The 24,921-nt window shown below is 71.0% G+C and carries 22 protein-coding genes; 10 read left to right on the top strand and 12 right to left on the bottom strand.

From position 1 onward, the window contains the following. Nucleotides 1-8: 8 nt before the first annotated feature. The 7 genes from HNR16_RS14435 to HNR16_RS14405 all read right to left on the bottom strand — a co-directional run bounded on the left by HNR16_RS14435 (nt 9) and on the right by HNR16_RS14405 (nt 6,777). On the bottom strand, nt 9-1,214 hold the full coding sequence (locus HNR16_RS14435; protein WP_158042203.1) for a hypothetical protein: 1,206 nt from the start codon (nt 1,212-1,214) through the stop codon (nt 9-11). Next, nucleotides 1,195-1,740: a hypothetical protein gene (locus HNR16_RS14430; protein ID WP_158042202.1), complete on the bottom strand. Its 546-nt coding sequence runs from the start codon at nt 1,738-1,740 to the stop codon at nt 1,195-1,197. The genes HNR16_RS14435 and HNR16_RS14430 overlap by 20 nt, the downstream gene beginning before the upstream one ends. 107 nt (nt 1,741-1,847) lie before the next feature. Further along, a complete protein-coding gene (locus HNR16_RS14425; RefSeq protein WP_158042201.1) occupies nt 1,848-2,381 on the bottom strand; it encodes a hypothetical protein in 534 nt (177 codons plus the stop codon). Nucleotides 2,382-2,652: 271 nt separating this feature from the next. Next, nucleotides 2,653-3,972 (bottom strand): ISL3 family transposase, encoded by a 1,320-nt coding sequence (locus HNR16_RS14420; protein WP_420850442.1) that lies wholly within the window; start codon nt 3,970-3,972, stop codon nt 2,653-2,655. A gap of 204 nt (nt 3,973-4,176) precedes the next feature. Beyond that, nucleotides 4,177-5,379, bottom strand: a complete 1,203-nt coding sequence (locus HNR16_RS14415; protein ID WP_158041354.1) for a hypothetical protein — start codon at nt 5,377-5,379, stop codon at nt 4,177-4,179. After that, nucleotides 5,372-5,890 (bottom strand): hypothetical protein, encoded by a 519-nt coding sequence (locus HNR16_RS14410; RefSeq protein ID WP_158041355.1) that lies wholly within the window; start codon nt 5,888-5,890, stop codon nt 5,372-5,374. Before HNR16_RS14410 ends, HNR16_RS14415 begins: the two co-directional genes overlap by 8 nt. Nucleotides 5,891-6,039: 149 nt before the next feature. After that, nucleotides 6,040-6,777 carry a TetR/AcrR family transcriptional regulator gene (locus HNR16_RS14405; protein WP_158041356.1) on the bottom strand — a complete coding sequence of 246 codons (738 nt, stop codon included), beginning with the start codon at nt 6,775-6,777 and terminating at the stop codon, nt 6,040-6,042. 162 nt (nt 6,778-6,939) lie between these two features. Here HNR16_RS14405 and HNR16_RS14400 point away from each other — a divergent pair, with 162 nt between their 5' ends. From HNR16_RS14400 to HNR16_RS14375, 6 genes are read left to right on the top strand one after another with little or no spacing between them, the layout of a single operon-like run. After that, complete coding sequence (locus tag HNR16_RS14400) at nt 6,940-8,796, top strand: ABC transporter ATP-binding protein (RefSeq protein ID WP_225737921.1); 1,857 nt, start codon at nt 6,940-6,942, stop codon at nt 8,794-8,796. Then, on the top strand, nt 8,793-10,526 hold the full coding sequence (locus tag HNR16_RS14395; RefSeq protein WP_158041357.1) for an ABC transporter ATP-binding protein: 1,734 nt from the start codon (nt 8,793-8,795) through the stop codon (nt 10,524-10,526). Before HNR16_RS14400 ends, HNR16_RS14395 begins: the two co-directional genes overlap by 4 nt. A gap of 60 nt (nt 10,527-10,586) precedes the next feature. Next, the gene (locus tag HNR16_RS14390) at nt 10,587-11,348 is read left to right on the top strand and encodes an MptD family putative ECF transporter S component (protein ID WP_225737922.1); all 762 of its coding nucleotides are present in this window, start codon (nt 10,587-10,589) and stop codon (nt 11,346-11,348) included. Between the two features lie 3 nt (nt 11,349-11,351). Next, nucleotides 11,352-12,104, top strand: a complete 753-nt coding sequence (locus HNR16_RS14385) for an energy-coupling factor transporter transmembrane component T (protein WP_225737923.1) — start codon at nt 11,352-11,354, stop codon at nt 12,102-12,104. Then, nucleotides 12,101-13,960, top strand: coding sequence for an ATP-binding cassette domain-containing protein (locus HNR16_RS14380; RefSeq protein WP_218868452.1), 1,860 nt, complete (start codon nt 12,101-12,103; stop codon nt 13,958-13,960). Before HNR16_RS14385 ends, HNR16_RS14380 begins: the two co-directional genes overlap by 4 nt. Continuing rightward, a complete protein-coding gene (locus tag HNR16_RS14375) occupies nt 13,957-15,246 on the top strand; it encodes an MFS transporter (protein WP_158041358.1) in 1,290 nt (429 codons plus the stop codon). Before HNR16_RS14380 ends, HNR16_RS14375 begins: the two co-directional genes overlap by 4 nt. A 325-nt stretch (nt 15,247-15,571) precedes the next feature. On the opposite strand, the gene HNR16_RS14370 is transcribed toward HNR16_RS14375, so the two are convergent. The 4 genes from HNR16_RS14370 to HNR16_RS14355 form a co-directional block, all read right to left on the bottom strand. Then, the gene (locus HNR16_RS14370; RefSeq protein ID WP_225737924.1) at nt 15,572-17,344 is read right to left on the bottom strand and encodes an ABC transporter permease subunit; all 1,773 of its coding nucleotides are present in this window, start codon (nt 17,342-17,344) and stop codon (nt 15,572-15,574) included. Between the two features lie 70 nt (nt 17,345-17,414). Beyond that, nucleotides 17,415-18,938 carry an ABC transporter substrate-binding protein gene (locus HNR16_RS14365; protein ID WP_158041360.1) on the bottom strand — a complete coding sequence of 508 codons (1,524 nt, stop codon included), beginning with the start codon at nt 18,936-18,938 and terminating at the stop codon, nt 17,415-17,417. Between the two features lie 156 nt (nt 18,939-19,094). Further along, nucleotides 19,095-19,781, bottom strand: coding sequence for an ATP-binding cassette domain-containing protein (locus HNR16_RS14360; protein WP_158041361.1), 687 nt, complete (start codon nt 19,779-19,781; stop codon nt 19,095-19,097). Further along, nucleotides 19,778-20,599, bottom strand: a complete 822-nt coding sequence (locus tag HNR16_RS14355) for an ATP-binding cassette domain-containing protein (RefSeq protein ID WP_158041362.1) — start codon at nt 20,597-20,599, stop codon at nt 19,778-19,780. The genes HNR16_RS14360 and HNR16_RS14355 overlap by 4 nt, the downstream gene beginning before the upstream one ends. A gap of 371 nt (nt 20,600-20,970) precedes the next feature. On the opposite strand from HNR16_RS14355, the gene HNR16_RS14350 reads away from it, so the two are divergent. Then, entirely contained in the window at nt 20,971-22,473 is a 1,503-nt protein-coding gene (locus HNR16_RS14350) for an MFS transporter (RefSeq protein WP_179558274.1), read from the top strand. Nucleotides 22,474-22,582: 109 nt separating this feature from the next. Here HNR16_RS14350 and HNR16_RS14345 read toward each other — a convergent pair whose 3' ends face one another. After that, a complete protein-coding gene (locus HNR16_RS14345) occupies nt 22,583-23,035 on the bottom strand; it encodes a Fur family transcriptional regulator (RefSeq protein WP_158041364.1) in 453 nt (150 codons plus the stop codon). A gap of 86 nt (nt 23,036-23,121) precedes the next feature. Here HNR16_RS14345 and HNR16_RS14340 point away from each other — a divergent pair, with 86 nt between their 5' ends. From HNR16_RS14340 to HNR16_RS14330, 3 genes are all read left to right on the top strand, one after another. Then, nucleotides 23,122-23,469 (top strand): ArsR/SmtB family transcription factor, encoded by a 348-nt coding sequence (locus HNR16_RS14340; RefSeq protein ID WP_158041365.1) that lies wholly within the window; start codon nt 23,122-23,124, stop codon nt 23,467-23,469. Then, a complete protein-coding gene (locus tag HNR16_RS14335; RefSeq protein WP_158041366.1) occupies nt 23,466-23,762 on the top strand; it encodes a hypothetical protein in 297 nt (98 codons plus the stop codon). The genes HNR16_RS14340 and HNR16_RS14335 overlap by 4 nt, the downstream gene beginning before the upstream one ends. A gap of 215 nt (nt 23,763-23,977) precedes the next feature. Continuing rightward, nucleotides 23,978-24,853: a LysR family transcriptional regulator gene (locus HNR16_RS14330; RefSeq protein ID WP_158041367.1), complete on the top strand. Its 876-nt coding sequence runs from the start codon at nt 23,978-23,980 to the stop codon at nt 24,851-24,853. The last annotated feature ends 68 nt before the right edge of the window (nt 24,854-24,921 follow it).

The raw sequence follows: 24,921 nt of genomic DNA, 5'->3' as shown, positions 1-24,921 counted from the left end.
GGAATCGTTCAGCGGTCGTGGCCGCGGAGCGTGCGCGTCGTCGTGCCGGTGCGCGCGACGGTCCGTGGTGTCGTGGTGCGTCGGGCACGGACGGCTGCGGATTCGGTGACGATCGCTTGCGCGTCCCGGCGGCCGGGGGCTCGTGTCGTGCTTCGTGCGGTCGTTCGTTCGTCGAGAGAGGGAGCGGTGATCCGCTCCCGCATGTCGAGGACCGGGCGGGGGAGTGGCACGGGCGGAAGTCGTTTCGGATCGGTTGCGGTGAGGAATCCTGTTCTTGCCGTTCCGATGTCGAGGAACGGGATGTGCTGTGTGCCCCCGAAGTCGATGCCGGTGCGGTGGAGCTGTCCGGTCTCGATCCCGAGGTCCTCGAACGGGAGCGCAAGCGGATCGAGACCCAAGGGGCCCGCAGCTCGCGGGTTGTGGCCCTGTCGGCGACGCATCTCGTCCCGGTACGGCTGGTAGGCGACGTGTACCTCGCCGATGTGCCCGATGAATGCCGCAGCGTAATAGTGTGTGTAGTCGGAATCTCTGAGCGGCCCCAGTCTCGTCTTGCTGCCGGGCAGGTCGTAAAACCTCCTGGCCATCGTTTCGACATTCTCGTCGCATTCATCGAGTGTGAAGTTCTCGTTGGCGCTGTACCCGGAGGCGAATCGTACATGGCCGTCTGCTCCGAACTCGAGTACATCCCTGCTGGTGCTGTACTGAGCCAATCGTGTGAGTGAGGCGCCCGGAGTTCGGCTGTGGATGCCTTCGACGAACGCGTTCCATCCCGCGATATTGGCTTCGGCTTCATTGCGCCGGGTCGCGTGTAGGACATCGATCAACGCGCGCGTGTAGTCGCCACCTTCCTTGGCGTTCTCCCTGACGGTGCGAGCGAATGTTCGATTCGCCTCGGACATCATCGATCGGTTCTCCGCGTGGCGAAGCTCATGTCCCAGAACCGACGCGATCGTCGGGTCGTCCTGTGAGTTGATCAACCCCGAATCCAGTTCGATGGTCCGGTCCTCGGGGGAGTAGAACGCGGCCATGCCGAGTGCTCCGGCGTGGTCTGAGACGTGCAGGGCGCGCAGGTCGTCGTCTGCAACGGTTCGAGCGAGCTGCCCCGCAATCGAACGCGACGACCTGATGATACCGATGATGCGGATCTCGGCCGCGGTCCGCGCAGTCCCCTCGGGGCCATCGAGGGGGAGAAGATTATGACGCGGATCGGTCATCGTCTCGGGCCCAGTCGGCAGACACGTGAGTGATGACGAGCCGAGTCGGTTGTGTGGCCGACTTCGCTTCGACGTCGAAGGTGACTCGAAGGCCTCCGAGGAGGAAGGTGCCGCCTTCGAATCCACCGTGCAGCCCGAAACGTGGTAACTGCTGGAATCCGCGTTCGCGGAGTGTCGAAGCGATTTCCTCGAACTCGACATTGCTCACGACGGTGGAGTGCGAGTCGGCATCGCCTTCGTCTCGCTCGCGAATCCAGACAGTGAATGCGGGATCAGGTGTGTGTGGTGGCGCGAACGAGACGAACGCCATCCACGGTGGCACGAGCTTCGCTGCACCCGAGAACAACGGTTCCTCGTTCGCGCCGTGGCTGGGTCGAAGCGCGATGCCGAGTGTGCGTTCGAGTCGTTGCGGTGTGTCGTCCGGGGTGTCGGTGCTCTCGACGAGGTAGGTGACGATGCTGCGCACGAGGGTGTCGACGGTGCCGTCGAAGGGTGGGAACGTGTCACCGAATGCGACGTCGGTCATGCAGGCCTCCCTGGCTGGTCGGAGTGAGCTCGCACACTAATCGCCTCGCGTTCGCCCGTCGGAGACCATTCGAATCGTCGTCGGGCGCGAGAAGGTTGGCCACACGGTCAGTCATGCTCGAGCCCCCAGGTCGCTGAAACATGTGTGACGAAACGACGGAGCGGGGCCGTGTCAGCTGACGGGCGTGCGGTCAGGGCGACGACAAGTGCCCCGCGATGTGCGAACGCTCCACCGAAGGTGCCGTGCAGTCCGTATCGAGGGGTGCACGAGAACCCGTCGTTCTCGAACGCTGCGGTGACCGACTCGAGGTCGACGAGTTGGAAAGCGGGCGACTCGGCAACCGACTCGTCTTCCGCCGCATCGTCGAATTGAAGGGTGAGTGCCGGGTCCGGCGAGTTCGACGGCGTGAAGGTCACCACCCCGCGCCACTGCGGCTGCAGTCGCACGCTGCCCGAGTACCTGGGTGGTCTGCCCGGCGCGGCCGAAGCGTGAAGGGCCATGCCGAGCGTGCGTTCGAGTCGTTCCGGTGTGTCGTCTGGGGTGTCGGTGCTCTCGACGAGGTAGGTGACGATGCTGCGCACGAGGGTGTCGGCGGTGCCGTCGAAGGGTGGGAACGTGTCACCGAAAGCGGACTCGGTCATGCCGGCCTCCCTGTCTGGTCGGAGTGTGCTCGCACCCTACGGTGGGGTGCTCCGCGAGCCACGAGTTGTCCACAGGCGGGGTGGTCGAGCGCCGCGATCGAGGCGAACTCGCGAGGCCGCGGCGAGACGGCGTCGGCGACGACCCGCGCTCGGGAAGTTCCGGGGAAGATCGTCTCGTGTCGCGTGCTCATCGAGCCGGGTTGTTGCTACCCGGCCCGCGGCCCGGTAGCAACAACCCGGCTTTTTTGGCTCTTCGGACATCTGGTGGGGGTCATGGGGTGAGTCCGCCGGCGGCGAGGAGCATGCGGAGTCGGTAGTTGTGACGGTTGCGGAACCCTCTGGCGAGGCGGCGGTGGAGCTCGATGATCCCGTTGACGGCCTCGGTGCCGCCGTTCGATGATCGTCCGGTCGTGAAGTAGGCCAGGAACGCTGCCTGCCAGCGGCGGAGGGTGCGGCCGAGGCGGGCGATCTCGGGGATCGGGCAGGTGTGGAATGTGTCGACGACCTTCTCGGCGATCCGCCGCCCCTCGACGAGGTCCTTCTGGTGGTAGGCGGAACGCAGTTGCTGGGCGCACTGCCATGCGACGAACACCTCGTCGTGCGCGGGGTCGGCCTCGATCGCTGCCGCGAGCCTGGTCCGCTGCTTCTCGGTGAGGTTCTCGGCGCCGGCGCGGAGGATGGTCTGGATCCCGTAGAGCGGGTCGCCGGTCCGTCCGCGATGCCCGAGGGTGTCTTGCTGGACGCGGCGGCGGACCTCGTCCACAGCGGCGGTGCCGAGCTTGACGACGTGGAACGCGTCCAGCACGGCCGTGGCGTCTTCGAGCTTGTCGTCGATCGCGGTCTTGTAGCCGGCGAACGGGTCAAGAGCTGCGACCTTCACGTTCTGCCGGAACGCTTCGCCGCGTTCGGCGAGCCAGGACGCGTAGGCCTTCCCGGAGCGGCCGGGCACGAGGTCGAGCAGCCTGGCCCGCGTCTTTCCGGTGCTGTCGCGGCTGAGATCGACCATCCCGGTCAGTTCCTTCGGGCCGCGCTTTCGGGGGTCGACGTGATGCCAGATGTGCTCATCGACGCCGAGGGTGGTGACGTTCTCGAACCGGGACTCGTCCTCAGCCAGTTTGACCAGCTCGGGCTCGACGGCCCGCCACACCGTCTTCCACGACGTTCCGAGCTGACGGGCGATACCGTGCACGGTGGCGTGCTCGCGGCGCAGCTGCCCGATCGCCCAGCCGACGGCGCGCGTGGTGATCGACCCGCGCCGGGCCACCAGACCCGGGAGCTGCTCCACGAACGTCCGTCGCACGCATCCCACCTCGTCGCACCGCCAGACCCGCTGCCGCCACACGATCCGCACCCGCGTCACGCCGGGCACATCATGAAGCACCCGTCGGCGACGTCCGCGGCCGGTCGCGACGACCCCGCACGACGGGCAGCCGGTCGGTGCCGCCGGGCTCGAGACGGTCACGATCAGCAGCCCGTCACGGCGGTCAACGTCCTCGACATGGACCCCATCGAGGCCGAGCAGCAAGTCGCAGCGGGAACACGGGCAGGCGGCGGAGCACGCGTCAGCGCACCCCGAACTATCGTGAGACACGTCGAGGTCCTCGGTTGGAGCAGCAGTTGGCGCTACTGATCCTCGGGGACCTCGACCCCTACCCGCCGACCATCACCCGGCGAGCCTCACCCCCACCGAATGTCCGAAGAGCCGCTTTTTTCGGGCGGCGATTCGGCGGGGTGCTCCCTGCGTCGACACGTTCGAGGTGGACTCACGAACGTGCCCCGGTGCTGTCGGGTTCGTTCAGCGGTCGTGTCCTCGTGGCGTGCGCGTCGTCGTGCCGGTGCGCGCGACGGTCCGTGGTGTCGTGGTGCGTCGGGCACGCACGACGGCGGATTCGCCGGAGATCGCTTGCGCGTTCCGGCTGCCGGGAGCTCGTGTCGCGCTCCGTGGGGTCGCTCGTTCGTCGAGAGAGGGCGCAGTGATCCGCTCCCGCATGTCGAGGACCGGGCGGGGGAGCGGTAGGGGTGGAAGTCGTTTCGGATCGGTTGCGGTGAGGAACCCCGTCCTCGACGTTCCGATGTCGAGGAACGGAATGTGCTGTGTGCCCCCGAAATCGATGCCGGTGCGATGGAGCTGCCCGGTCTCGATACCGAGATTCTCGAACGGGAGCGCAAGCGGATCGAGACCCAAGGGGCCCGCAGCTCGCGGGTTGTGGCCCTGCCGGCGACGCATCTCGTCCCGGTACGGCTGGTAGGCGACGTGTACCTCACCGATGTGCCCGATCGCCCACGCGGCGTAATAGTGCAGGTAGTCGGAATCGCCCAAAGGGCCGAGACCCGTGAGCGCGCCCGGGCGATCGTAGAACCGACGTGCCATGGTCTCGACCGATGTGGCCGTTTCTGCCAAGAACATGTCCTCCGTGCTGGTGTAGCCGGCTCTGAACTTCGCCCCGCCGCTGTCGGCACGTTCGAGCACGACATCGGCTTGCCAGTGACCCGACAATTGCAGGGCGGTCGGTGCATGGCCCACGAGTGTCGCTGTGGTGTCGACGTACGCGTTCCAGCCGGCGATGTTCGCGGTTGCCTCATCGATGCGTGTGGCTTGCAATATCCCCGACATGGCCGCGGTGTAGTCGAGCCCCCTCGCTGCTGCGAATCGGGTTCTTTGTGAAAAGGCGTGCAGTTCTCGCTCCATGTCGGGGCCGTTGAGGGCGTGTCGTAATTCGTGGCCGACGATGAATGCGAGGCCATTCAGTTCTTCGGTGTCGGTGACCGAGCGATCGATGACGATGCTGCGGTCGTTGGGATTGAAGTAGGCGGCCATGTTTGCGGCTCCGGGGTCGGTGGATACGCGCAGTGTTCGGAGCCTGTCCTCGGAAGTGGCGCTTTCCAGTTGATGTCTCACGTAGCGAGAAGCACGGGCCAGCTGCTCGATGACCCGGCGGGGTCGTGACGTTTGCCGGTCGGACGCGAGGAGCGTACTCGGGTCGCCCTGGTCAGTCATCGCCGTTCGTCCATCGAGCCGAGATGTGGTTGACCACCTTGCGGTTCGGTTCCTCGAGGGACCGGCCCCGGACGGCCAGGAACCCCTTCACGTTCCCACGAGCGAAGGAGCGGCCGTCGAAACGTCCGTGCGCGCTGCCTCGGTCCACGAGATGGAACCCGTGCTCCCGCATGACATCGGCGATCCCCTCGCTGTCGAGCGAGCCCACGGTCGGGAACGGGAGCACGGCGTCGTTCTCGGTGGTGTCGATCTGAAGTGTGACACTCGGGCCGGTGATGCCGATCGGATCGAACACAACCGATGCCCGCCATGGGTGCGGGTTCAGGTGGACGGAGGCGACAGCGCTTCCCTCCAGTTCCCGAAGCGCGATGCCGAGCGTGCGTTCGAGTCGTTCCGGTGTGTCGTCCGGGGTGTCGGTGCTCTCGACGAGGTAGGTGACGATGCTGCGCACGAGGGTGTCGGCGGTGCCGTCGAAGGGTGGGAACGTGTCACCGAAAGCGGACTCGGTCATGCCGGCCTCCCTGGCTGGTCGGAGTGTGCTCGCACCCTACGGTGGGGTGCTCCGTGGTCGGAGAGTTGTCCACAGGGCGGCCGGGCGGCGGTGCCGGCGACGGGTTGGGGAGGCCGGCGACAGGCTGGGGAGCGTCGGACCGAACGGCATCAGTGCGCGGTATCGAACTCGGTTGATCCCGTCGCGTCGTGAGCAGGGTCGGATGCCGCGAGCAGGACGGCGAGCCCGGCGACGGTCGTCTCGACGACGAAGTCGTAGTACGCGCGCCGACCTCGCGCCGCCTCGTCACCACCGACGACGAACGCCGGCATCATCTGCTCGGCGAGCGCCGTGAACCCCGGGCTCGTCGTCGACATCACTCGGAACTCCGTCATCATCGTCGCGTGGTCGCGCGGGCCGTCCTCCTCGTGCACGAGGCGGTCGTCACCCATGCCGACCGTGAGCATCGCATTGTTCAGCAGGGCGGAGTACGCCTGGGCGGTGCGCTCGCCGAAGCCGGCCTCCGCGAGCTTGGACGTGCCGAGATCGACGATCGACACGACCGAATCGAAGGTCGGGCCGTGCATCAGCAGCCACTTCGCGACCCCCGGGTACGGCGTCACGACGTCGTAGGCGTCGTGCAGGAGTGCGCGGAACCAGTCCTGCCAGGGGAGCGCGGCGCTCGGCGCGACCATGCGCGAGACGACCCGGTCGACGACGTGCCGCGCGAGCAGGTCCCGCCCGCCGACGTGGTGGTACACGACCGACGGTGCGACCCCGAGACGCCCTGCGAGATCGCGGATCGACCACCCGAACAGGTGCGATTCGCCCGTGAGCTCGAGCGCGCAATCGATCACGCGGGCGGGGGTGAGGCCGACGTGGAACGGGCTCGCGGACGTACCGGCCATGGCGCAGCTCCTCTCGACGCGTACCAGTGTGCGTGATGCGACATGTGAACCCGGTCGAGGTAAGGCTTGCCTAAGGCACGCGACTCGTGTTCGATTAGAACAGTGTTCGGCGTATAGTCGATAATCGTTCTCAAGAACTGTGGATGGACAGGAGTGTGACACGTGTCGGATGCGGATGCCGAGACGCAGGTGTCGCCCGGGGCGGACGCCCCGGCGGCGGAGGTCGGGAGCGGTCCCGCGCGAGGGAAGGGTCGCACGGCACCGGCCGACGGTGAGGGAGGGTTCTTCGACCCCGTGCGCGGTAGCCTCGCCGGCATCATCCTGCTAAGTCTCATCGGCGCGGTGGCGAGCATCGTCCCGTTCATCGCGATCGTCGAGCTCGCGCGCGCCGTGCTGCCCGCGCTCTCGGGCGCGCCGATCGATGCCGGCCGGGTGTGGATCGTCGTCGCGGTCGCCGTGGGGGCACTCCTCGTCAGCTTCGTCGCCGCGTTCGCCTCCGGGATGGTGAGCCACCTGGCGGACGCCGAACTGCAGCTCTCGCTCCGGCGGAGCATCATCCGTCACCTCGAGCGGCTGCCGCTCGGATGGTTCGACCGGCGCGCCTCCGGAACCGTGCGCAAGCTCGTCGAGAACGACGTCGTCGCCCTCCACCAGCTCGTCGCGCACGCGATCCAGGACGTCATCACCGCGGTCGCCGTGCCGCTCATCAGCCTCGTCTCCCTGTTCGCGGTGCAGTGGCAGCTCGCCCTCGCGGCCCTCGTGCCGCTCGTCGTGACCGTCCTGCTGTACCCGCTCATGATGCGGGGCGGGGAAGAGAAGTACGCGCAGTACGAGCAGGCCTCGGAGCGCCTCGCCAATGCGACCGTCGAGTTCGTGCAGGGCATCGCCGTCGTCAAGCGCTTCGGGCAGGTCGGCCGCAGTCACCGCCGCTACCGCGAGCAACAGGACGGCTACGTCGAGTTCGTCGGCACGTGGACGCGGGACACGGCCGTCATCTTCACGATCATCGAGATCGTCACCTCACCCGTCGTCGTCCTCCTCTGGCTGCTCGCCGCCGGGCTCTGGCTCGTCGGCGCAGGCGCGGCCGACCCCATCGACGTGCTCCCCGGCGCGCTGCTCGGCCTCGGCCTCACCGGACCGCTCATGAAGCTCGGCAACTCCGCCCAGTTCCTGCGCAACGCCGTCAAGGCGCAGCAATCGCTGACAGGATTCCTCGCACTCCCCACCGTGCCCCGGCCGACGACACCGACCACGCCCGCCTCGGGTTCGGTCGAACTCGTCGACGTCGGCTTCAGCTACGACGGCGAGCACCGCGTGCTCGACGAGATCGGGGCGACTTGCCCGCCCGGCACGGTCACCGCGCTCGTCGGCGCCTCGGGATCCGGCAAGTCGACCCTCGCGAAGCTCGTGCCCCGGTTCTACGACGTCGACACCGGTCACGTCGCGATCGGTGCCGCCGACGTGCGCGAGGTGCCGACCGCCGAGCTCTACCGACAGGTCGGCTTCGTGTTCCAGGACGTGCAACTCCTGCGCGCGAGCCTGCGCGACAACATCCGACTCACGCGCCCCGACGCGAGCGACGAGGAGGTCGAGCGTGCGGCGACCGCCGCGCAGATCCACGACCGCATCCTCCGCTTCGAGCGCGGTTACGACTCGGTCGTCGGCGACGACGCGAACCTCTCGGGCGGCGAGGCGCAGCGCGTCACGATCGCCCGCGCCCTGCTCGCCGACGCACCCGTGCTCGTGCTCGACGAGGCCACGGCGTTCGCCGACCCCGACTCCGAGTCCGCGATCCAGGCGGCGCTGAGTACCCTCGCCGTGAAGCGCACGGTCCTCGTCATCGCCCATCGCCTCCACGCGATCGTCGGTGCCGATCAGATCCTCGTGCTCGACGAGGGCCGCATCGTCGAACGCGGCACGCACGCCGAACTCGTCGCCGCGGGCGGCCGCTTCGCCGCCATGTGGGCCGACTACCAGTCCAATCACGCCCGCACGCTGCCGGAAGGGGCAGAGTCATGATCCGCCGACTCCTCCAGTACGCATCCCCGAGCGCCCGACGGCTGCTCGTCACCGAGCTCGTCTTCATCGTCGCGACCGCGATCCTGCAGGGCATCGCGTTCCTCATGCTCGTGCCCGTCCTGCGGGCGTTCATGGCCGGCGATCTCGCGACCGTCGGCACCTGGCTCATCGCGCTCGGCGTCGTCGCCGTCCTCTACGTCGGCGCCTTCTGGTTCGCGAGCCAGATCGGTATGAAGGCGAGCACCGAACTCCTCGACTCCCTCCTCACGCGGCTCGGCGACCGGCTCGTCGAACTGCCCATCGCGTGGTTCGCGACCGATCGCTCCGGCAGCATGTCGCACATCGCCACACAGGGCGCGATGTTCGTGTCGTCCACGCCGTACTCGATCGTGCGCCTCATGCTCACGGGCTTCATCACGCCCGCGACCGTCCTCGTCGGCATGTACGCCTTCGACTGGCGGCTGGCGCTCGCGATGACCGCGACGGTGCCCGTCATGTGGTTCGTCTACCGCTGGCTGCGCACGGGCATGGAGCGCGACGACATCGCCCACCAGGAGGCGGTCGGCGAGGCGTCGGCCCGCGTCATCGAGTTCGCTCGTGTCCAGCCCGCACTGCGGACGGCCGGTGAGGGCTCGGTCGCCGACCGGCTCGTCGAGGAATCGCTGCAGCACCAGCACCGCGCCTACCGCGGACTGCTCATCACGGGCGGTGCCGGGATCGCGACCTTCGGCGGCGTCGTGCAGCTCTCGCTCACCGTCGTCATCGTGCTCGGCGCCTACCTCGCGATCGGGGGCTCGCTCGACCCGGCCACCCTCATCGCGCTGCTCGTGCTCGGCGTGCGGTTCACGGAGCCCATCGCGAACTCGGGCTCGCTCGGTGGCGGCGTCGCGGTCGCGAAGACGACACTCGACCAGCTCGACCGGCTGGCCGCCGTCGACCGGCTCCCCGAGCCCGCCACGCCCGCGACCCCGGACGGGCACACGATCACGTTCGACGACGTCACGTTCGGCTACGGTGGCCCGCCCGTCCTCGAACACCTCACGTTCACCGCACCCGGCGGACGCATGACCGCGATCGTCGGCCCCTCGGGGTCCGGTAAGACCACGATCACGAAGCTCATCGCGAGGTTCTACGACCCGGAGGGCGGCACCGTCTCGATCGGCGGCATCCCCGTGCCCGAGCTCGGCACCGATGCCGTCGAGAGTGCCGTCGCGCCCGTCTTCCAGGACGTGTACCTCTTCGACGACTCCATCATCAACAACATCTGGATCGGCAACCCCGACCTCTCCCGCGACGAGGTCGTCGCCGCCGCCACCCGGGCACGCGTCGACGAGATCGTCGAGCGGCTGCCGGGTGGCTGGGACGCGCGCGTGGGCGAGGGCGGCTCGAACCTCTCCGGCGGCGAGCGCCAGCGCGTCTCGATCGCCCGCGCGCTCCTCAAGGACGCCCCGATCGTGCTGCTCGACGAGGCGACCGCCGCGCTCGACATCGGCAACGAGATCGCGATCGGCGACGCGATCGACCAGGTGCGCGCCGACCGCACACTCGTCGTCGTCGCGCACCGTCTGCAGACGATCATGACCGCCGACCACATCATCATGCTCGACGGCGAGGGCGGCATCCGTGAAGCGGGGACGCACGCCGAACTGCTCGCTCATGACGGTGCCTACGCCCGCTACTGGCGCGAGCGCGTCGACGCGGCGGGTTGGCAACTCACCGCCGAGAACTGACGCGCTGCCGCCCGCGGCGCACACAGCGAACAGAACCACCACCGGTCGAAAGGAACCACGTTGACCGACGACACCACCCGGGACGCGGGCGCCACGGCGTCCGCCGACGACACCGGCGCCGCAACGGCCGCCGACACCGGCACCGACACGACGACCGCGACGGCGGCACCGGCCGCCGCGACGGCCGCACCCGCGAGCCCGTCCGCGCGCGGAACGGACGCCGCCCGCCCACCTTTCAGCGTGAAGTTCAGCGCCCGCGACCTCCTGAGCGTCGCGATCTTCGGCGTCATCTACTTCGTCGTGGTCTACGCGATCGCCATGCTCGGGATCATCGGGCCGCTCGCGATGCTGCTCACCCTGCCGCTCGCGATCGTCGCGGCCGGCATCCCCTACATGCTCTTCCTCACGCGCGTGAAGCACGCGGGCATGGTCACCCTGTTCGGCCTCGTCGTCGGTGCCGTGTACCTCGTCTCGGGGCAGCCGCTCATCAGCTTCCTGCTCACGATCGTCGTCTCGCTCGTCGCCGAGGTCGTGCTGTGGCTCGGCCGCTACCGCTCCCGATGGGCGGCGATCTGGACCTACGCCGTCTACTCGCTCTGGTTCATCGGCCCGCTCCTGCCACTCGTCATCAACCGCCAGGAGTACCTCGCCTCGCAGGGCATGTCCGTCATGGGGCCGGAGTACGTCGCCGCGTTCGACCAGCTCTTCTCGTTGACCGTGGTGTGGATCTACAACGTCTCGACCCTCGTCTTCGGGTTCCTCGGCGGCCTGCTCGGCTCCGCGATCCTCCGCAAGCACTTCGTCCGCGCCGGGCTCGCCTGACCCGTGACCGCAGCGACGACCACCGCGGTGCGAGTTCCCGTCGACGTGCTCACCGCACGTCGGCGGGGGCTCGACCCGCGCACGAAGATCGTGCTCCTCGTGCTCGTGAGCGGGCTCGTCATGGCACCCGGCGGCCTGCGCTTCGTGCTCCCCGGCATCCTCCTGGCCGTCGGTCTCGCGGTGTGGGACCGCGCATGGCGGCGACTCGCAACACTGCTCGTCATGGTGGGCGCCATGTGGCTCATCGGGTGGGGGCTCCCGCTCCTCTGGCCGAACATCGTGACGGCGACGCTGTCGCTCCTCGGTGTGTACGGGATCCGATTCGTGACGGCCATCGGCGTCGGCATGCACGTCGTCGCGACCACGTCGCCGACACAGCTCAGCGCCGGACTGCGTGCGTGGCACGTCCCTCGCGCGATCGCGGTCACACTCGCGGTCATGCTCCGCTTCTTCCCCGTCGTCGCGATCGAGGCCCGGGCCGTGCTCGACGCCATGCGGCTGCGCGGACTCACCGGCATCGGCGGGTTCCTCCGTCACCCGCTGCGCAGCATCGAACGGTTCACGGTGCCCATGATCGCCGCGAGCCTCCGCGCCGGAGAGGACCTCTCCGCATCCGCCATCCTCCGGGGGCTCGGCTCGCACCGCGTCCCGACCGCGATGATCCCGCCACGGTTCGGGATCGCCGACCTCCTGCTCGTCCTGGCCGTCGCCGCGCTCGCCGCGGCGAGCCTCCTGCTCCCCTCACCACTCGGATGATCGAACTCGACGACGTCACCTGGACGTACCCGCACGCCGACGGCCCCTCGCTCGTCGGCCTCGACCTGCGCATCGCGCCGGGGGAGTGCGTCGTGCTCTGCGGCGCGAGCGGATCCGGTAAGTCCACCGCGCTCCGGCTCGTCGACGGGCTCGTGCCCCACTTCCACGACGAAGGCGTGCTCACCGGCACCGTCACGGTCGAGGGCATCACGACCGCGACCGCGGAGCTCGACGAGCTCGGCCTCGTCACCGGCACCGTCCTCCAGCACCCGCGTCGGCAGTTCTTCGCCGACACCGTGGCCGAGGAGGCAGCGTTCGCGATGGAGAACTTCGGCTTCCCCTCGGCGACCATCCGCGAGCGCGTCGGCTCGGCCGTCACCGAGCTCGCCGCGAACGTGCCCGTCGAACAGTCGCTGCAGCACCTGTCCGGCGGGCAACAGCAGCAGGTCGCGATCGCCGCGGCGACACTGCACGAACCACGCATCGTGCTGCTCGACGAGCCGAGCTCGAACCTCTCCGCCGATGCGGTCGACCGGCTCACCGCGAACCTCGCGGCGCTCAAGGCGCGCGGCGTGACGATCGTCGTGGCCGAGCACCGGCTGCGATACCTCGACGGGCTCCTCGACCGCGTCGCCGTCATGCGCGACGGTCGGATCGGCCGCGAGTGGAGCGCCGAGGCGTTCCGCGAGGTGAGCGACGAGACGCTCGCGCGCGAGGGGCTCCGCGGCGCGATCCGGGCCCCACGGATCGCACCGTTGCCCGCGAGCGGCGCGAGTGTCGCCGGGGGCGTCGACGCGTCCGCCGCGGCCGGCGGGGCACTCGAGCTCGTCGACGTGCGATGCCGACTCGGCGGACGGACCGTGCTCGACATCGAACGACTCGCGTTCCCCGCCGGCGAGGTCACGGCCGTGCGCGGCGTGAACGGTGCGGGGAAGTCCACGCTCGCGCGCATCGTCACCGGACTGCAGCGCGCGACCGGAACGATCCGTCTCGACGGGCGGACGATGACGCCGGGACGGTTGCAGCGGCGGAGCGCGATCGTCATGCAGGACGTCCAGCGACAGCTCTTCACCGACACGGTCGACGCCGAGATCGCCCTCGCCGCATCGGGCGCTCGGACACGGACCGGACGCGACGACGACGGCCACGAGCGGCCCGATCCCTCGGCGGTGCTCGATGCGCTCGACCTCGGTGCCCTCGCCGAGCGGCATCCGCTCAGCCTCTCGGGCGGACAACAGCAGCGACTCGTCGTCGCCTCCGTCCGGGTCTCGGATCGACGCGTCGTCGTGTTCGACGAACCGAGCTCCGGCGTCGACCGCCGACACCTGCAGTCGATCTCGGACCAGATCCGCAGGGTCGCCGAGGACGGCGCGATCGTCGTGCTCATCAGCCACGACGACGACCTGCTGTCGCTCGCCGCCGATCGCGTGCTCACCCTCGAGCGGCTCGGCGGCCGCGACGGCGGGCCGGGCGTCACCGCCGCGGCGGTGGTCTCCGGTGTCGAGCCGCTGGCCGGTGCGGTTCTCCGTGTCGGGAGCGAGGGCGACGGTGTGACGGGAACGGACACCGGTGGTGTGCCTGGACCGGAGGGCGACGCTGCGACGGGAACGGGTCTCGGTCGTGTGCGCGGACCCGAGGGCGAGGGCGTGCCTCGAACCGGCACCGATCGTGAGTCCCTCGACGACGGCGGCGGGGACGAGATCGCCGACAGCGACAGCGATGGCGAGGGCGAAGGTGACGGCACACGCGTCGTGGTGCCGTCTTCGGTGACGTCGACCGCGGAGGCCGAGCACGCGACTGCGACTGCGACGAATGCAACGACGGCGGCGGGCACGGGTACGAGGGAGGCACGATGACGAGCGACACGTCGACGACGTCACGGACGGCGAAGCCGCAGATCCCACTCCTGCTCGGCGCGGTCCTGCTCGTGTATCTCGGGCAGATGACCCTGAACCCGATCATCGCCCCGCTCTCACGCGAGGTCGGGCTCGCCGAATGGCAGATCGGGGCGACCATCAGCGCAGCCGCGGTCATGGTCGTCCTCACGAGTCAGTTCTGGGGCCGCCGTTCGCAGGCGTGGGGACGCAAGCCCGTCCTCGTCGCCGCGTTCGCGCTCGCGGTCGTCGCCATGTCGCTCTTCGGACTGCTCGCGTGGTTCGGCATGGTCGGGCTCGTGACGGGCGTCGGACTGTTCGTCGGGTTCGTGCTGCTGCGCGGCGTCGCGTTCGGCACGGCGATCGCTGCCGTGCCACCGACGGCGCAGGCCTACATCGCCGACGTCACGACCGACGAGGCGACGCGCGTGAAGGGCATGTCCGGTGTCGGGGCCGTGCAGGGCATCGCGATGATCGGCGGCGCGGTCGTCGGCGACGCGCTGTCCGCGTTCGGGCTCGTCGCGCCGCTCGTGGCCGTGCCGGTGCTCCTGGTGTTCGGGCTCGCACTGGTCGCGTTCCGGCTGCGCCGCGAGCCGCGGACCGAGCTCATCGCCGAACCCGCGCGCGTGAGCCCGTTCGACACACGCGTGCGGCCGTTCCTGCTCGCTGGGTTCGGCATGTTCACGGCACTTGGCTTCATCCAGGTCATCACGGGATTCATCGTGCAGGACCGGCTCGGCCTCGACGCCGGCACGACCGGCATCGTGACGGGCGCGACGCTCTTCGCGGCAGGCATCGGCATGATCGTCGCCCAGGCGATCGTCGTGCCGCGCAGCGGCTGGTCGCCCGCCGTGCTGTTGCGCGTCGGCACGGCGGTCGCGTTCGTCGGCTTCGTCCTCCTCGTCGTCGACGCGGGCCCCGTGCTCCTCGTCGGCTCCGTGCTCGTGATCGGACTCGGGCTCGGCATCGCGATGCCCGGCTACACGGCCGGTCCGACCATGCTCGTGAACCGGGACGAGCAGGGCGGACTCGCCGGGGTGATCGGCGCGACGACGGGCCTGACGTTCATCATCGCCCCGACGGCCGGCACGGCGCTGTACGGGCTGTGGCAACCGCTGCCGATCATCGTGAGCGCAGTCATCATGGCGATCGTCGCGGTGTTCGTGCTCGTGCACCCGCGATTCCGCCGCCTGCCGGACCGCCCAGCGAGCGAGGTGGCGGGAAACGCGGCGTCCGCACCCGACGACCCGCTCCCGCGGAGCGATTGAAGCGCACCGCTGCCAAGCCGCGCGCGCCGCAAAAAGCCGGGTTGTTGCTACCGGGCCCGGGGCCCGGTAGCAACAACCCGGCTTTTCTTTCCGCTACAGCTGGCCTTTGCCCTGCGGGGTTCGCTGTCGCGGGGCTTGCGTCCGCGGGGTTCGCTGTCGCGGGGCGGGGTGCCGGAAACGCCGGGGGCCTGGGGAGGGGCTCGGGCCAGTGAGCCGTGGTGCTGTGGAGCCGTGGGACTCCGGGACCGCGGGTTGCGGAGCGCGGAGACTCCGGGACCTTTGTCCCGGGGTCTCCGCGGCGGCAGTGGTGGGCGTCGCCGTGCCGCTACGGCGTGGTGACCGGGGTCGCCGCCTCCGGCTTCGTTTCGTTCTCGTCGGTCGTCGGAGCCGACGGGCGATGGCGCCACCGGCCCGGGCGGCGCACCGGCGGACGGAGACCCGCGAGAGCGACCGCGAGCACCGACGTCAGCACGAGCGCGAGCGCCGGGCCGACCGTCGTCCACGGTGCGCGCTCGACGTAGTCGATGCCCTCGGACAGGAGCAGGCCCCACTCCGGCAGCGGCGGCTGCGCGCCCAGCCCGAGGAACCCGAGGGCCGCCAGCCCGAGCGCGACCCCCGGCAGCCGCAGCATGCCGTGCCGCAGGAGCGGCGGCAGCGTCGCGGGGACGATGTGCCGCACCCAGATCTCGAACCGGGACGCGCCCGCGAGCGGCAGCCATCGGATGTGCGGCATCGCCTTCGCCTCGTCGATCAGCGCGGCGGCGTGCGCCGTGAGGGGCGGCCACGTCACCCACAACACCGCGAGCGCCGCACCCCCGACCGATGGGCCCAGGAGCGCGGCGATGATCACGCCGGCGAGGATCGGCGGCGTCGCGTTCGCGATCTCGGCCGGGCCGCGCGCGATCTCGCCGAGCACGGCGAGGGCGATGGCGACGAGGATCGCGAGCAGCACGATGCCGAGTGCCGGCCCGAGGGTCCCGATCGTTCCGTGCGCGACGCGGGCGAGGAGATCCCGCCCGCTCGCGTCCGCGCCGAACGGCAGTTCGAACGACGGCTCGGCGAGACGCGGGTGGACGATCGCGTACGGATCGCGCGGGAACCCGACGAGGACGATGACGAGCAGCAGCCCGAGCGCGATCCCGGCGGTCCACGTCGCCGAGCGGCCGTCGTCACGCGCCTCCGGCGGTTGCGGAAGCGCGCCGGGCGGCAGCGGCCCGCCGCGCAGCGCACGCCGCGCGAGGCCGGTGAGCACGCCGACGAGCACGGCGACGAGGGCCATGAGCAGCACGCCCGCCTGCAGGGCGGGGAGGTCCTGCGCGTTCGCGGCGCCGAGCAGATAGCGCCCGAGGCCGGGGATCGCGAAGACCTGTTCGACCGCGACGGCACCGCCGAGCAGTCCGATGAGCACGAGGCCGAGCTGGTCGATCACGGCGGCCGCGGCACGGCGCAGCACGCCGCCGAGCACGACGTGGCCGGGCGCACCGGCGAGGCGCCACACCGTCACCCAGCGCTCACCCGCGACACCGGAGATCGCATCGGCGAGGAGCCGCCCGAGCAGTCCGCCCGCGGGGATGCCGAGCGCGAGGGCGGGAAGGATCGCGGTGTCGAGGCCGGTCCAGCCGTACGGCGGCAGCCAGCGCAATTGCACGGCGACGACGACGAGCAGGGCACTCGCGAGGAGGAACTCGGGCAGCGCCGTCAGCGCGACGCCGACGGGCCCGGAGCCACGCTGCGGCCGGTCGCGCAACACGCGCAGCACCGCGGGGACGACGAGCGCCGCCGCGACGACGAGCGCGACGACGATCGCGAACAGTGCGAGCGTCGCCGAGACGCCGAGGGTGTGCCAGATTCCCGATCCGATCGGTGCGCCGCTCACCCACGACGTCCCGAAGTCGCCTCGCAGGATGCCGCCCCACCAGCGCAGGCTGATGACGATCGGCCCGCCGTCGAGGCCGAGCTCGGTGCGGATCGCGGCGAGCGCCTCGGGGGTCGGCTCGAGTTCGGCGTAGCGGGCCCGGAGCACCGACGCGGCGGGATCGCGCTGCGACAGCCAGGGCAGTGCCCCGGCCACGAGCAGCAGCGCGATCCCGCTGAGCACCCGCGAGATCGTCCCGACCACGTCACCGTGGAGGGAGAGCGCGGGCGGTCGTGCGCCGGGGCGGGACGTCCTACGGCGCGGCATCGAGGTGGGTCCGCGCCGTGATGAGCGTGCGCTCCGCGGGGTCACGCGCAGCGTCGACGACATTCGACGCCTCGCCCTGGATGACGCGCTCGTGGAGCAGCGGGATCGCGGCGTCGGTCGCGAGGATGCTCGCTTCGGCGAGCATCGTCGCCTTCTGTCGATCCGCTCCCGCCTCGGTCACCGAGGCCGCGTTGATCGCCGTGTCGACCTCGGACGAGCACAGCTGCGAGATCCCGAAGCCGCCACTGCACGAGAAGTCGGACGCGAAGTACGCGACCGGGTCGCCCGAGTCGAGCACCGTGGCCCGCGACAGGATGAACGCGTCGAACGCGCCGTCGATCGCGTCCGCCTCGATGAACTGGTACTCGCGCACGTCCTGCTGGACGTCGAACCCGACCGCTTCGAGCTGCTGTTCGAGCATGACGGCGACCTCGGGGAGCTCGGCGCGGTCGGTGAACGTGCCGAGCGTGATCGTCACGCCGTCGACCTTCGCCGCCTGCGGGCGGGACGCGACGACCTCCTCGTACGCGGCGTCCGAGCGATGTTCGGCCGCCCAGGGGAGTGCCGGTCCGAGCAGTCCCTCGGCGACGTCGGCGCGGCCCTCGTAGACGGAGGCGACGATCGCGGCCCGGTCGATCGCCTCGCGTGCCGCGGCACGCACGGCGGGATCGGCGAACGGGCCGCGCTCGGTGTTGAGGTAGAGCGTGTTGGTGCGGGGCATCGGCACCTCGGTGATGAGGTTCGCGTCGATCGACGCGGCCTGGCCGGCGGGGATCGCCTCGACGACATCGGCCTCGCCCGTGCGGAGTGCCGCGGCTCGCGCGGTGCCGTCCGGGATGAACGACACGTCGATGCCGCTCGCGGTGGCGGGCTCGCCCCAGTAGCCGTCGAAGCGGTCGAGCGTCGCACCGACGATGCCGTCGACCGCGACGAGCTCGAACGGGCCCGTGCCGGTGCCCACCGGGTTCACGCCGGTGTCGGTGTAGGCGTCGTCGTCGAGGATCGCGAGCTGCGGGCTCGACAGGCGGTTCGGGAGGAGCGGGTCGGCCTGGTCCGTGGTGACGACGACCGAGTCGCCGTCGGCCACGACCTGCATGTCGACGCCGTCGAGGATGCGGGGCACCGGTGATGCGTCGATCGCGTGCTGCAGCGCATTCACGACGGACTCGACCGTGAGCTGGTCGCCGTTGTGGAACGACACCCCCTGGCGGACGTCGAAGCGCCACGTCGTGTCGTCGACGCGCTCCCACGCCGTCGCGAGGCCGGGCTGCGCCTGGCCGTTCGCGTCGAGCACGATGAGCGTCTCGGCCGTCGACCAGCGCGAGAGCTTGAACGCGTCGTCGCTCAGCGGGCTGAGCCCCGAGCGCGGCGGCTGCAGCATGGCGATGGAGATGCGTTCCCCGTCGTCGGCTCCGGAGCCCGATTGGGCGAAGCAGCCGCTGAGGAGCACGGCGGGCAGGGCGAGGAGCGCGAGGGCACGCAGGGCGCGTCGGCGCGGAGGTGCGGACATGGTGGGGTTCCTTTCGGGATCCTGTTGTGGAGCGTTCGACGCCGACCGGCGTGCCGGTGGGCGAGACCGTGCGGGCGCGACGGGGCACGGGGCCCGTCGTCGGGGTGGAGCGGTGGTGAAGCGGTGGGCGCGATCGGTGCGGATCCCGCGGAGCCGTCAGGCGGCGTGCGGGGCGGTGATCGTGACCGTGCGGTCGCAGCGAGCGGCGAGCGCCGGGTCGTGGGTCACGAGCAGGAGTGCGATGCCGGTCGTGCGCGCGAGCCCGAGGAGCGCGGTCGAGACCTGGACGGCCGTCTCCGGGTCGAGGGCGCTCGTGGGCTCGTCCGCGACGACGACGGCCGGGCCGACCGCGAGGGCACGCGCGATCGCGGCGCGCTGCGCCTGCCCGCCGGACACCTCGGAGAGCCTGCGGTCGAGCAGTGCCGGGTCGAGTTCGGCGAGCGTCGCCGCGGCGTCGATCCGCTCGTCGACGTCGGTGTGGTCGGTGAGTGCCCGGACGGCGTGCACGATCGACGTCCGGAGCGTCCATCGTGGGACGAACGCCGCGGACGGATCCTGCGGCACCCCCTGCACGATGTGCCGCTCACGACGGGAGGGGGCCGTGCGGTCGGTGCACCAGGTCTCGCCGCGGACCGACACGTGCCCGTCGGCGGGCGGGCGCAGGCCGAGGACGATGTCGGCGAGCGTCGATTTGCCGGCGCCCGACGCGCCGACGACGGCCACCGACTCGCCGCGATCGACGCGGAGCGAGGTGGGGGCGAGCGTGCGGCGCGCACCCGAGCCTCGGCCGTGGGTGGCCGTGACGTCGACGATGTCGAGGACGGGGGAGGCGGCGGCGCTCACGCGGCCGTCCCCGCGTTCCGCTCCGCCGCGCGCGGTACGGCCTGCGCGCCGTCGACGGTGGTCGTCGCGTCGTCGTGTGCCGCAGGTGCGGGCGACTGTGCGCGGGACACGTCGGTCGGTCGGCCTGCGGACATGCGCAGGTGACGGTCGCCGAGCAGTGTCGCGACGGTCGTGTCGTGGGTCGCGACCACGAGCGTCTGTCGGTCGTCGACGACGGATTCGAGCAGACGGAGCGTGCGGTCGCGGGAGTCGGGGTCGAGCGCGCTCGTCGGTTCGTCCGCGACGATGAGCGGTGCGCGCGTGAGTGCCGCGAGCGCGACGGCCGCGCGCTGGGTCTGACCGCCCGAGAGCTCGGCGGGTCGTCGGCGACGGAGCGCGGGGTCGGACAGGCCGACGGCGTCGAGCACCTCGGCGACGCGTTCCGGGCTCGAGCCCGTCACGGCGCGGAGCTGTCGGGCGAGCGGGACGAGGGGATGCAGCGCATCGAGTCCGCGCTGTGGCACGAGCCCGATGCGGGGGAGCCTGGCGATGCGGGTGCCCGTCACGCGCAGCGACGGGGCGGTCCGGCCCGTGAGGACGCCGAGAAGGAGCGACTTGCCGCTCCCCGAGCGGCCCGTGAGCACGATCCGCTCGCCCGGTGTGATCGTGAGCGCGGGGACGTCGAGCAGGATGCGGCCGGCTCGATCGCGGACCGTGAGGTCGTGCAGCGTGACGAGGGCCGTGTCGCTCGCGGGACTCGCGGCGTCCGCGGACGGCGCGGACGGCGCGGACGGCGTGGACGTGGCATGCTCGTCGTGCACCCGTGCGGATGTGGTCATCGTGGCTCCCATAATTGATAATCAGTATTGATTATGGGCGATCGTCGTGCAACTCCGTGCGCGTTCGCGTGTCGTGATGAGCGAAACGCGTGATCGTGACGTGCAGGACGGCGTCGGGAGGCGTGGCCGGAGCGCCGTGCGCCTCCGTCCGCCACGCCGGACGCGCCGCCCCGTGCGCACCGGCGCGCGGGTGACGGGGCGATCGTGTCGTGGGCGAACGGCCGGCACCCGACCGCCGGGCGCATCCGGATCGCGGCCGAACGCCGTGCCCGGCCGTCACGCATGATCCGTCGCGGGCCGCGCTCGGGGCGGCGTGTGTTGTGGCGCGTGCACAGCCCGCAGGAGGAGCGATGGAGAGGAACGGGACGCGGATGAGCTCGGACGACGCATTCGAGGAGCGCGCACCGTATGCCGGAGTGACCGGCGGCGTGGCGTCCGCTCGTGTGGCGTCGACGGTCCGCGCTCCCCGCACCGAGGTGCCGACGCTGCTCGGGGCGCAAATGGCGTTCAATATCGGCTTCTATGCCGTCGTGCCGTTCATCGCGATCGTGCTCGCCGACGACTTCGCGCTCGCGGGCACCGCCGTCGGCCTCGTGCTCGGGGTGCGCACGTTCGCGCAGCAGGGCATGTTCCTCGTCGGTGGCGTGCTCGCCGATCGCTTCGGCGCACGAACGCTCATCCTCGTCGGCTGTGGCGTGCGCGTCCTCGGATTCCTCACGCTCGCCGCCTCGCTGTGGTCGCCCGAGCCCGCGCTGTGGCTCTTCGTCGTGGGGACCGTGCTCACGGGCCTCGGCGGGGCGCTGTTCTCGCCGGGCCTGAACGTGCTCATCGCGGACGCCGAGTCGCGTCGAGGCCCGGCGGGTGCGCGGCGCCGGGCGACGCTGTTCGCGTGGCTCGGGGTGACGGGGGAGGTCGGCGCGGTCATCGGCCCCGTCGTCGGGGCGCTCCTGCTCGGCCTCGGCTTCGCGACGGTCGCCGCCGCGGGTGCGGGGATGTTCGTGGTCATCGGCGTCCTGCTCGCCTGGCTCCTGCCGCGCCCCGACGCGACGCGCGGACGAGGCCGGGGCCGGTCTCGCCGCGGTCGCGGCGACCCGCGTGCGGACGCGCGCGGATCCCACGGGCTCGGATCCCACGGGCACGGCGGTGCCCGGATCGACGGCGAGCCGGATGAGGGCGAGGACCCCGCGGAGCACCCGCCCGCGCGCGGCTGGGCGGCGCTCCGGGATCGGCGCTTCGTCGCGTTCGCGGCACTGCACGCGTCGGATCTTCTCGCGTACAACCAGCTCTATCTGGCGCTGCCGCTCGCGCTGGCCGTGGTCGGCGCGGGCGCCGATGTCGTCGCGCTCCTCTTCGTGTGGGTGTCGGTGCTCACGCTCGGTGCGCAACTCCCGATCGCGCGAGTGTGCGCACGACTGGGCGACGAACGCGCGCTCCGCCTCGGGTACCTCGTGACCGCGGCCGGGTTCGGGCTCGCCGCCGCATCGGCGATCGTGCCCGTGTCGCGGACGGCGGCGATCATCGCGGCGTTCGGCACCGCGACGGGGATCATCCTCGGCCATCTCGCCGCGAACCCGACGGCGCTCGGGCGTGTGCATCGCTTCGCTGTCGCCGGGCCGACCGGCTCGTTCTTCGGCCTGCTCGCGACGGCGGGCGGCGTGGCCGTGCTCATCGGCAACGTCTTCGTGGGTCGGCTGTTCGCGCTCGGGGCCGAGGTGACGGCCGCCGCCCCGTGGCCAGTGCTCGGGACCGGTGCGGCCGCCGCCGCGCCGTGGCTCGTGCTCGCGATCCCCTCGCTCCTGGCCGCGCTGCTCGTTCCGCGCATCCTGTGCGGCACAGAAAGCCGGGTTGTTGCTACCGGGCCCGCGGCCCGGTAGCAACAACCCGGCTGGATGCGTGGCGTCTGGCCCGTGGTGGTCAGGTGGTCAGGGGATCAGGTGGTCAGGGGATCAGGGGAGCAGGGGATCAGGCAGGTAGGGGCCGGGGTCAGGGGTTTTCGGGGGTGGGCTTCGCCGCGCAGTCCGGGCAGCGGCCGAAGACCTCGAGCACGTGGCCCGTCACCGTGAAACCGTGCTCGTCGGCCACCTTCCGGATCCACGCCTCGCTCGGCGGCTCGATGTCGACCGCCTTGCCGCACACCTCGCACACGAGGTGGTGGTGGTGTCCGTCCGGCTCGCACACGCGGAACAGCTGCCCGCTCTGCACCGTGATCGTGTCGGCCTCGCCCGCCTCGGCGAGCGCGTTGAGCTGCCGGTACACGGTCGCGAGCCCGATCGTGCCGCCCTCCTCGATGAGCTGATGGTGCAGCTTCGCCGCGGAGATGAAGCCCGGCGACTGCTCGAGCGCCGTCCGGACGGCCGCTTTCTGCGCGGTGTTGCGCTTCTGCACGGGCGGGTGCTTCTGTGCGGCGTCACGGTTGCCGTCGGTCGTCGCGGCCATCCCGGCCTCCCCTCCGAACGCTGAGCAGCGTTCTCAATTAGTATAGTCATATTGCAATCCGTTTATGCGAGTGATGGGATGAAGACATGGACGTGGAACCGGGCGTCGCCCAGGCGGCGCAACTGTTCAAGGTCCTCGGGAGCGCATCGCGGCTCGGTCTCCTGCACCTCATCGGGCAGGAACCCCGCACCGTGAGCGCGCTGAGCTCCGCAACCGGGCTGTCGCAGCCGCTGGTCTCACAGCATCTGCGCACGCTCCGGCAGGCGGGGCTCGTCACCGCGGTCCGACACGGCAAGGAGGCAATCTACGAGGTCGCCGATCACCACGTCACACACGTCATCCAGGACGCGCTCACGCACGTCCGGGAACCCCATGCGACCGAGGGGGCCGCCGTGGAGGACGTGCCACGCATCGAACGGAAGGAACCAGCATGACCAGCACCGACATCCACGCCGAGCACACCACGGCGGAGCACACCCACGGACCGGACTGCGGCCACGAGACCGTGCAGCACGGCGACCACGTCGACTACGTGCACGGCACGCACCACCACGCGCTCCACGGCGACCACTACGACGAGCACGAGTCCGTCGCCGAGCACACCGTCACGGAGCACACCCACGGTGAGAACTGCGGCCACGAGGCCGTGCAGCACGAGGACCACGTCGACTACGTGCACGACGGCCACCGTCACGCGGTGCACGAGGACCACTACGACGAGCACTGATCCACGGCGCGCGCACCGGCGGGCGAACGACCCACCGGTGCGCGCGGCGGACGGCGGCGGAGCGCATCTGCGCTCCGTCGTCGTCGTCGTGGGGACGCGCCTGCGCACCGCTGCCGTCGTCGTCGCGGGAACGTCCGGTTACGGCCCGTAACCCGGTGCGACGCCCGGCGACCGGCCGCGTTGAGGCGACCCGGGACGCTTCGTAGCCTGCACGCATGAACCAGGTGCTCGGAGTGACGCAATTGCGGAGCTTCGTCGCGATCGCCGATCGCGGCGGCTTCGGCCGCGCCGCGGACGCCCTGTTCATCAGCCAACCCACCGTCAGCCAGCACGTGCGACAGCTCGAGGGCGTGATCGGGCGGGCGCTCGTCCGGCGCGAGGGGCGCCGCGCGGTGTTCACGGACGCGGGCGACCGGCTGCTCGCGGAGGCGCGCGCGATCCTGCAACAGCACGACGACGCGCTGCGCAGACTCGGGACCCTCGAGGACGCCGCCCCCGTCGTGGTCGGGGCGAGCGGGGCCCTCGTCGACGAACTCTCGCACGGCCTCCGACCGGCCCTGGCCGAGGCCCTGCCCGGCCGCGGCCTCCGCTTCCGGATCGGCCGCTCCGCCGCGATCGCCACGGAGCTCGCGCGCGGAACCGTCGACGTGGCCGTCCTCGTCGGGTTCGGCGGCGACGTACCCGGGCGACCCGCCGGTCGCCTCGCGCTCGACTGGTTCAGCGCGGGCGATCCGGACGGCGACCTCGACGACGAGGTGCCGCTCGTCGCCTGCAGCGAACCGTGCGGCATCCGCCGCCGGGCGACGGAGCTGCTGCACGCGCGCGGGACGCACGTGCGGCTCGCCGCCGAGGCGGCGAACCACGAGGGGGTGGTCGCGGCGGCGCGGGCGGGCCTCGGCGTCGGCGCCCTCCCCTTCTCGGGCGTCCCGCGTGGCCTGCGGCCCGTCGCGGGGCTCCCGTCGCTCGGCACGATCGGCGTGTACGTCGCGGGGCGGCCCGGGATCGACGAGCGCGTTCTCGGCGCGATGCACGACGAGGTGGGCACACTGGTGGCGGCGGGCGCGGTGCGCGCCGTCGCGCTCGCGCCCTGAGCGACGAGCTCGGCGTGCCGACCGCCCGCGAGCGCGGGACGCGAGACGACCGACGAACGAAGGGACCA

The sequence above is a fragment of the Pseudoclavibacter chungangensis genome (assembly GCF_013410545.1).
GTDB lineage: Bacteria > Actinomycetota > Actinomycetes > Actinomycetales > Microbacteriaceae > Pseudoclavibacter > Pseudoclavibacter chungangensis.
The sequence above is the reverse complement of the archived record's forward strand: the minus strand, read 5'-3'. Positions and strand labels throughout refer to the sequence as shown.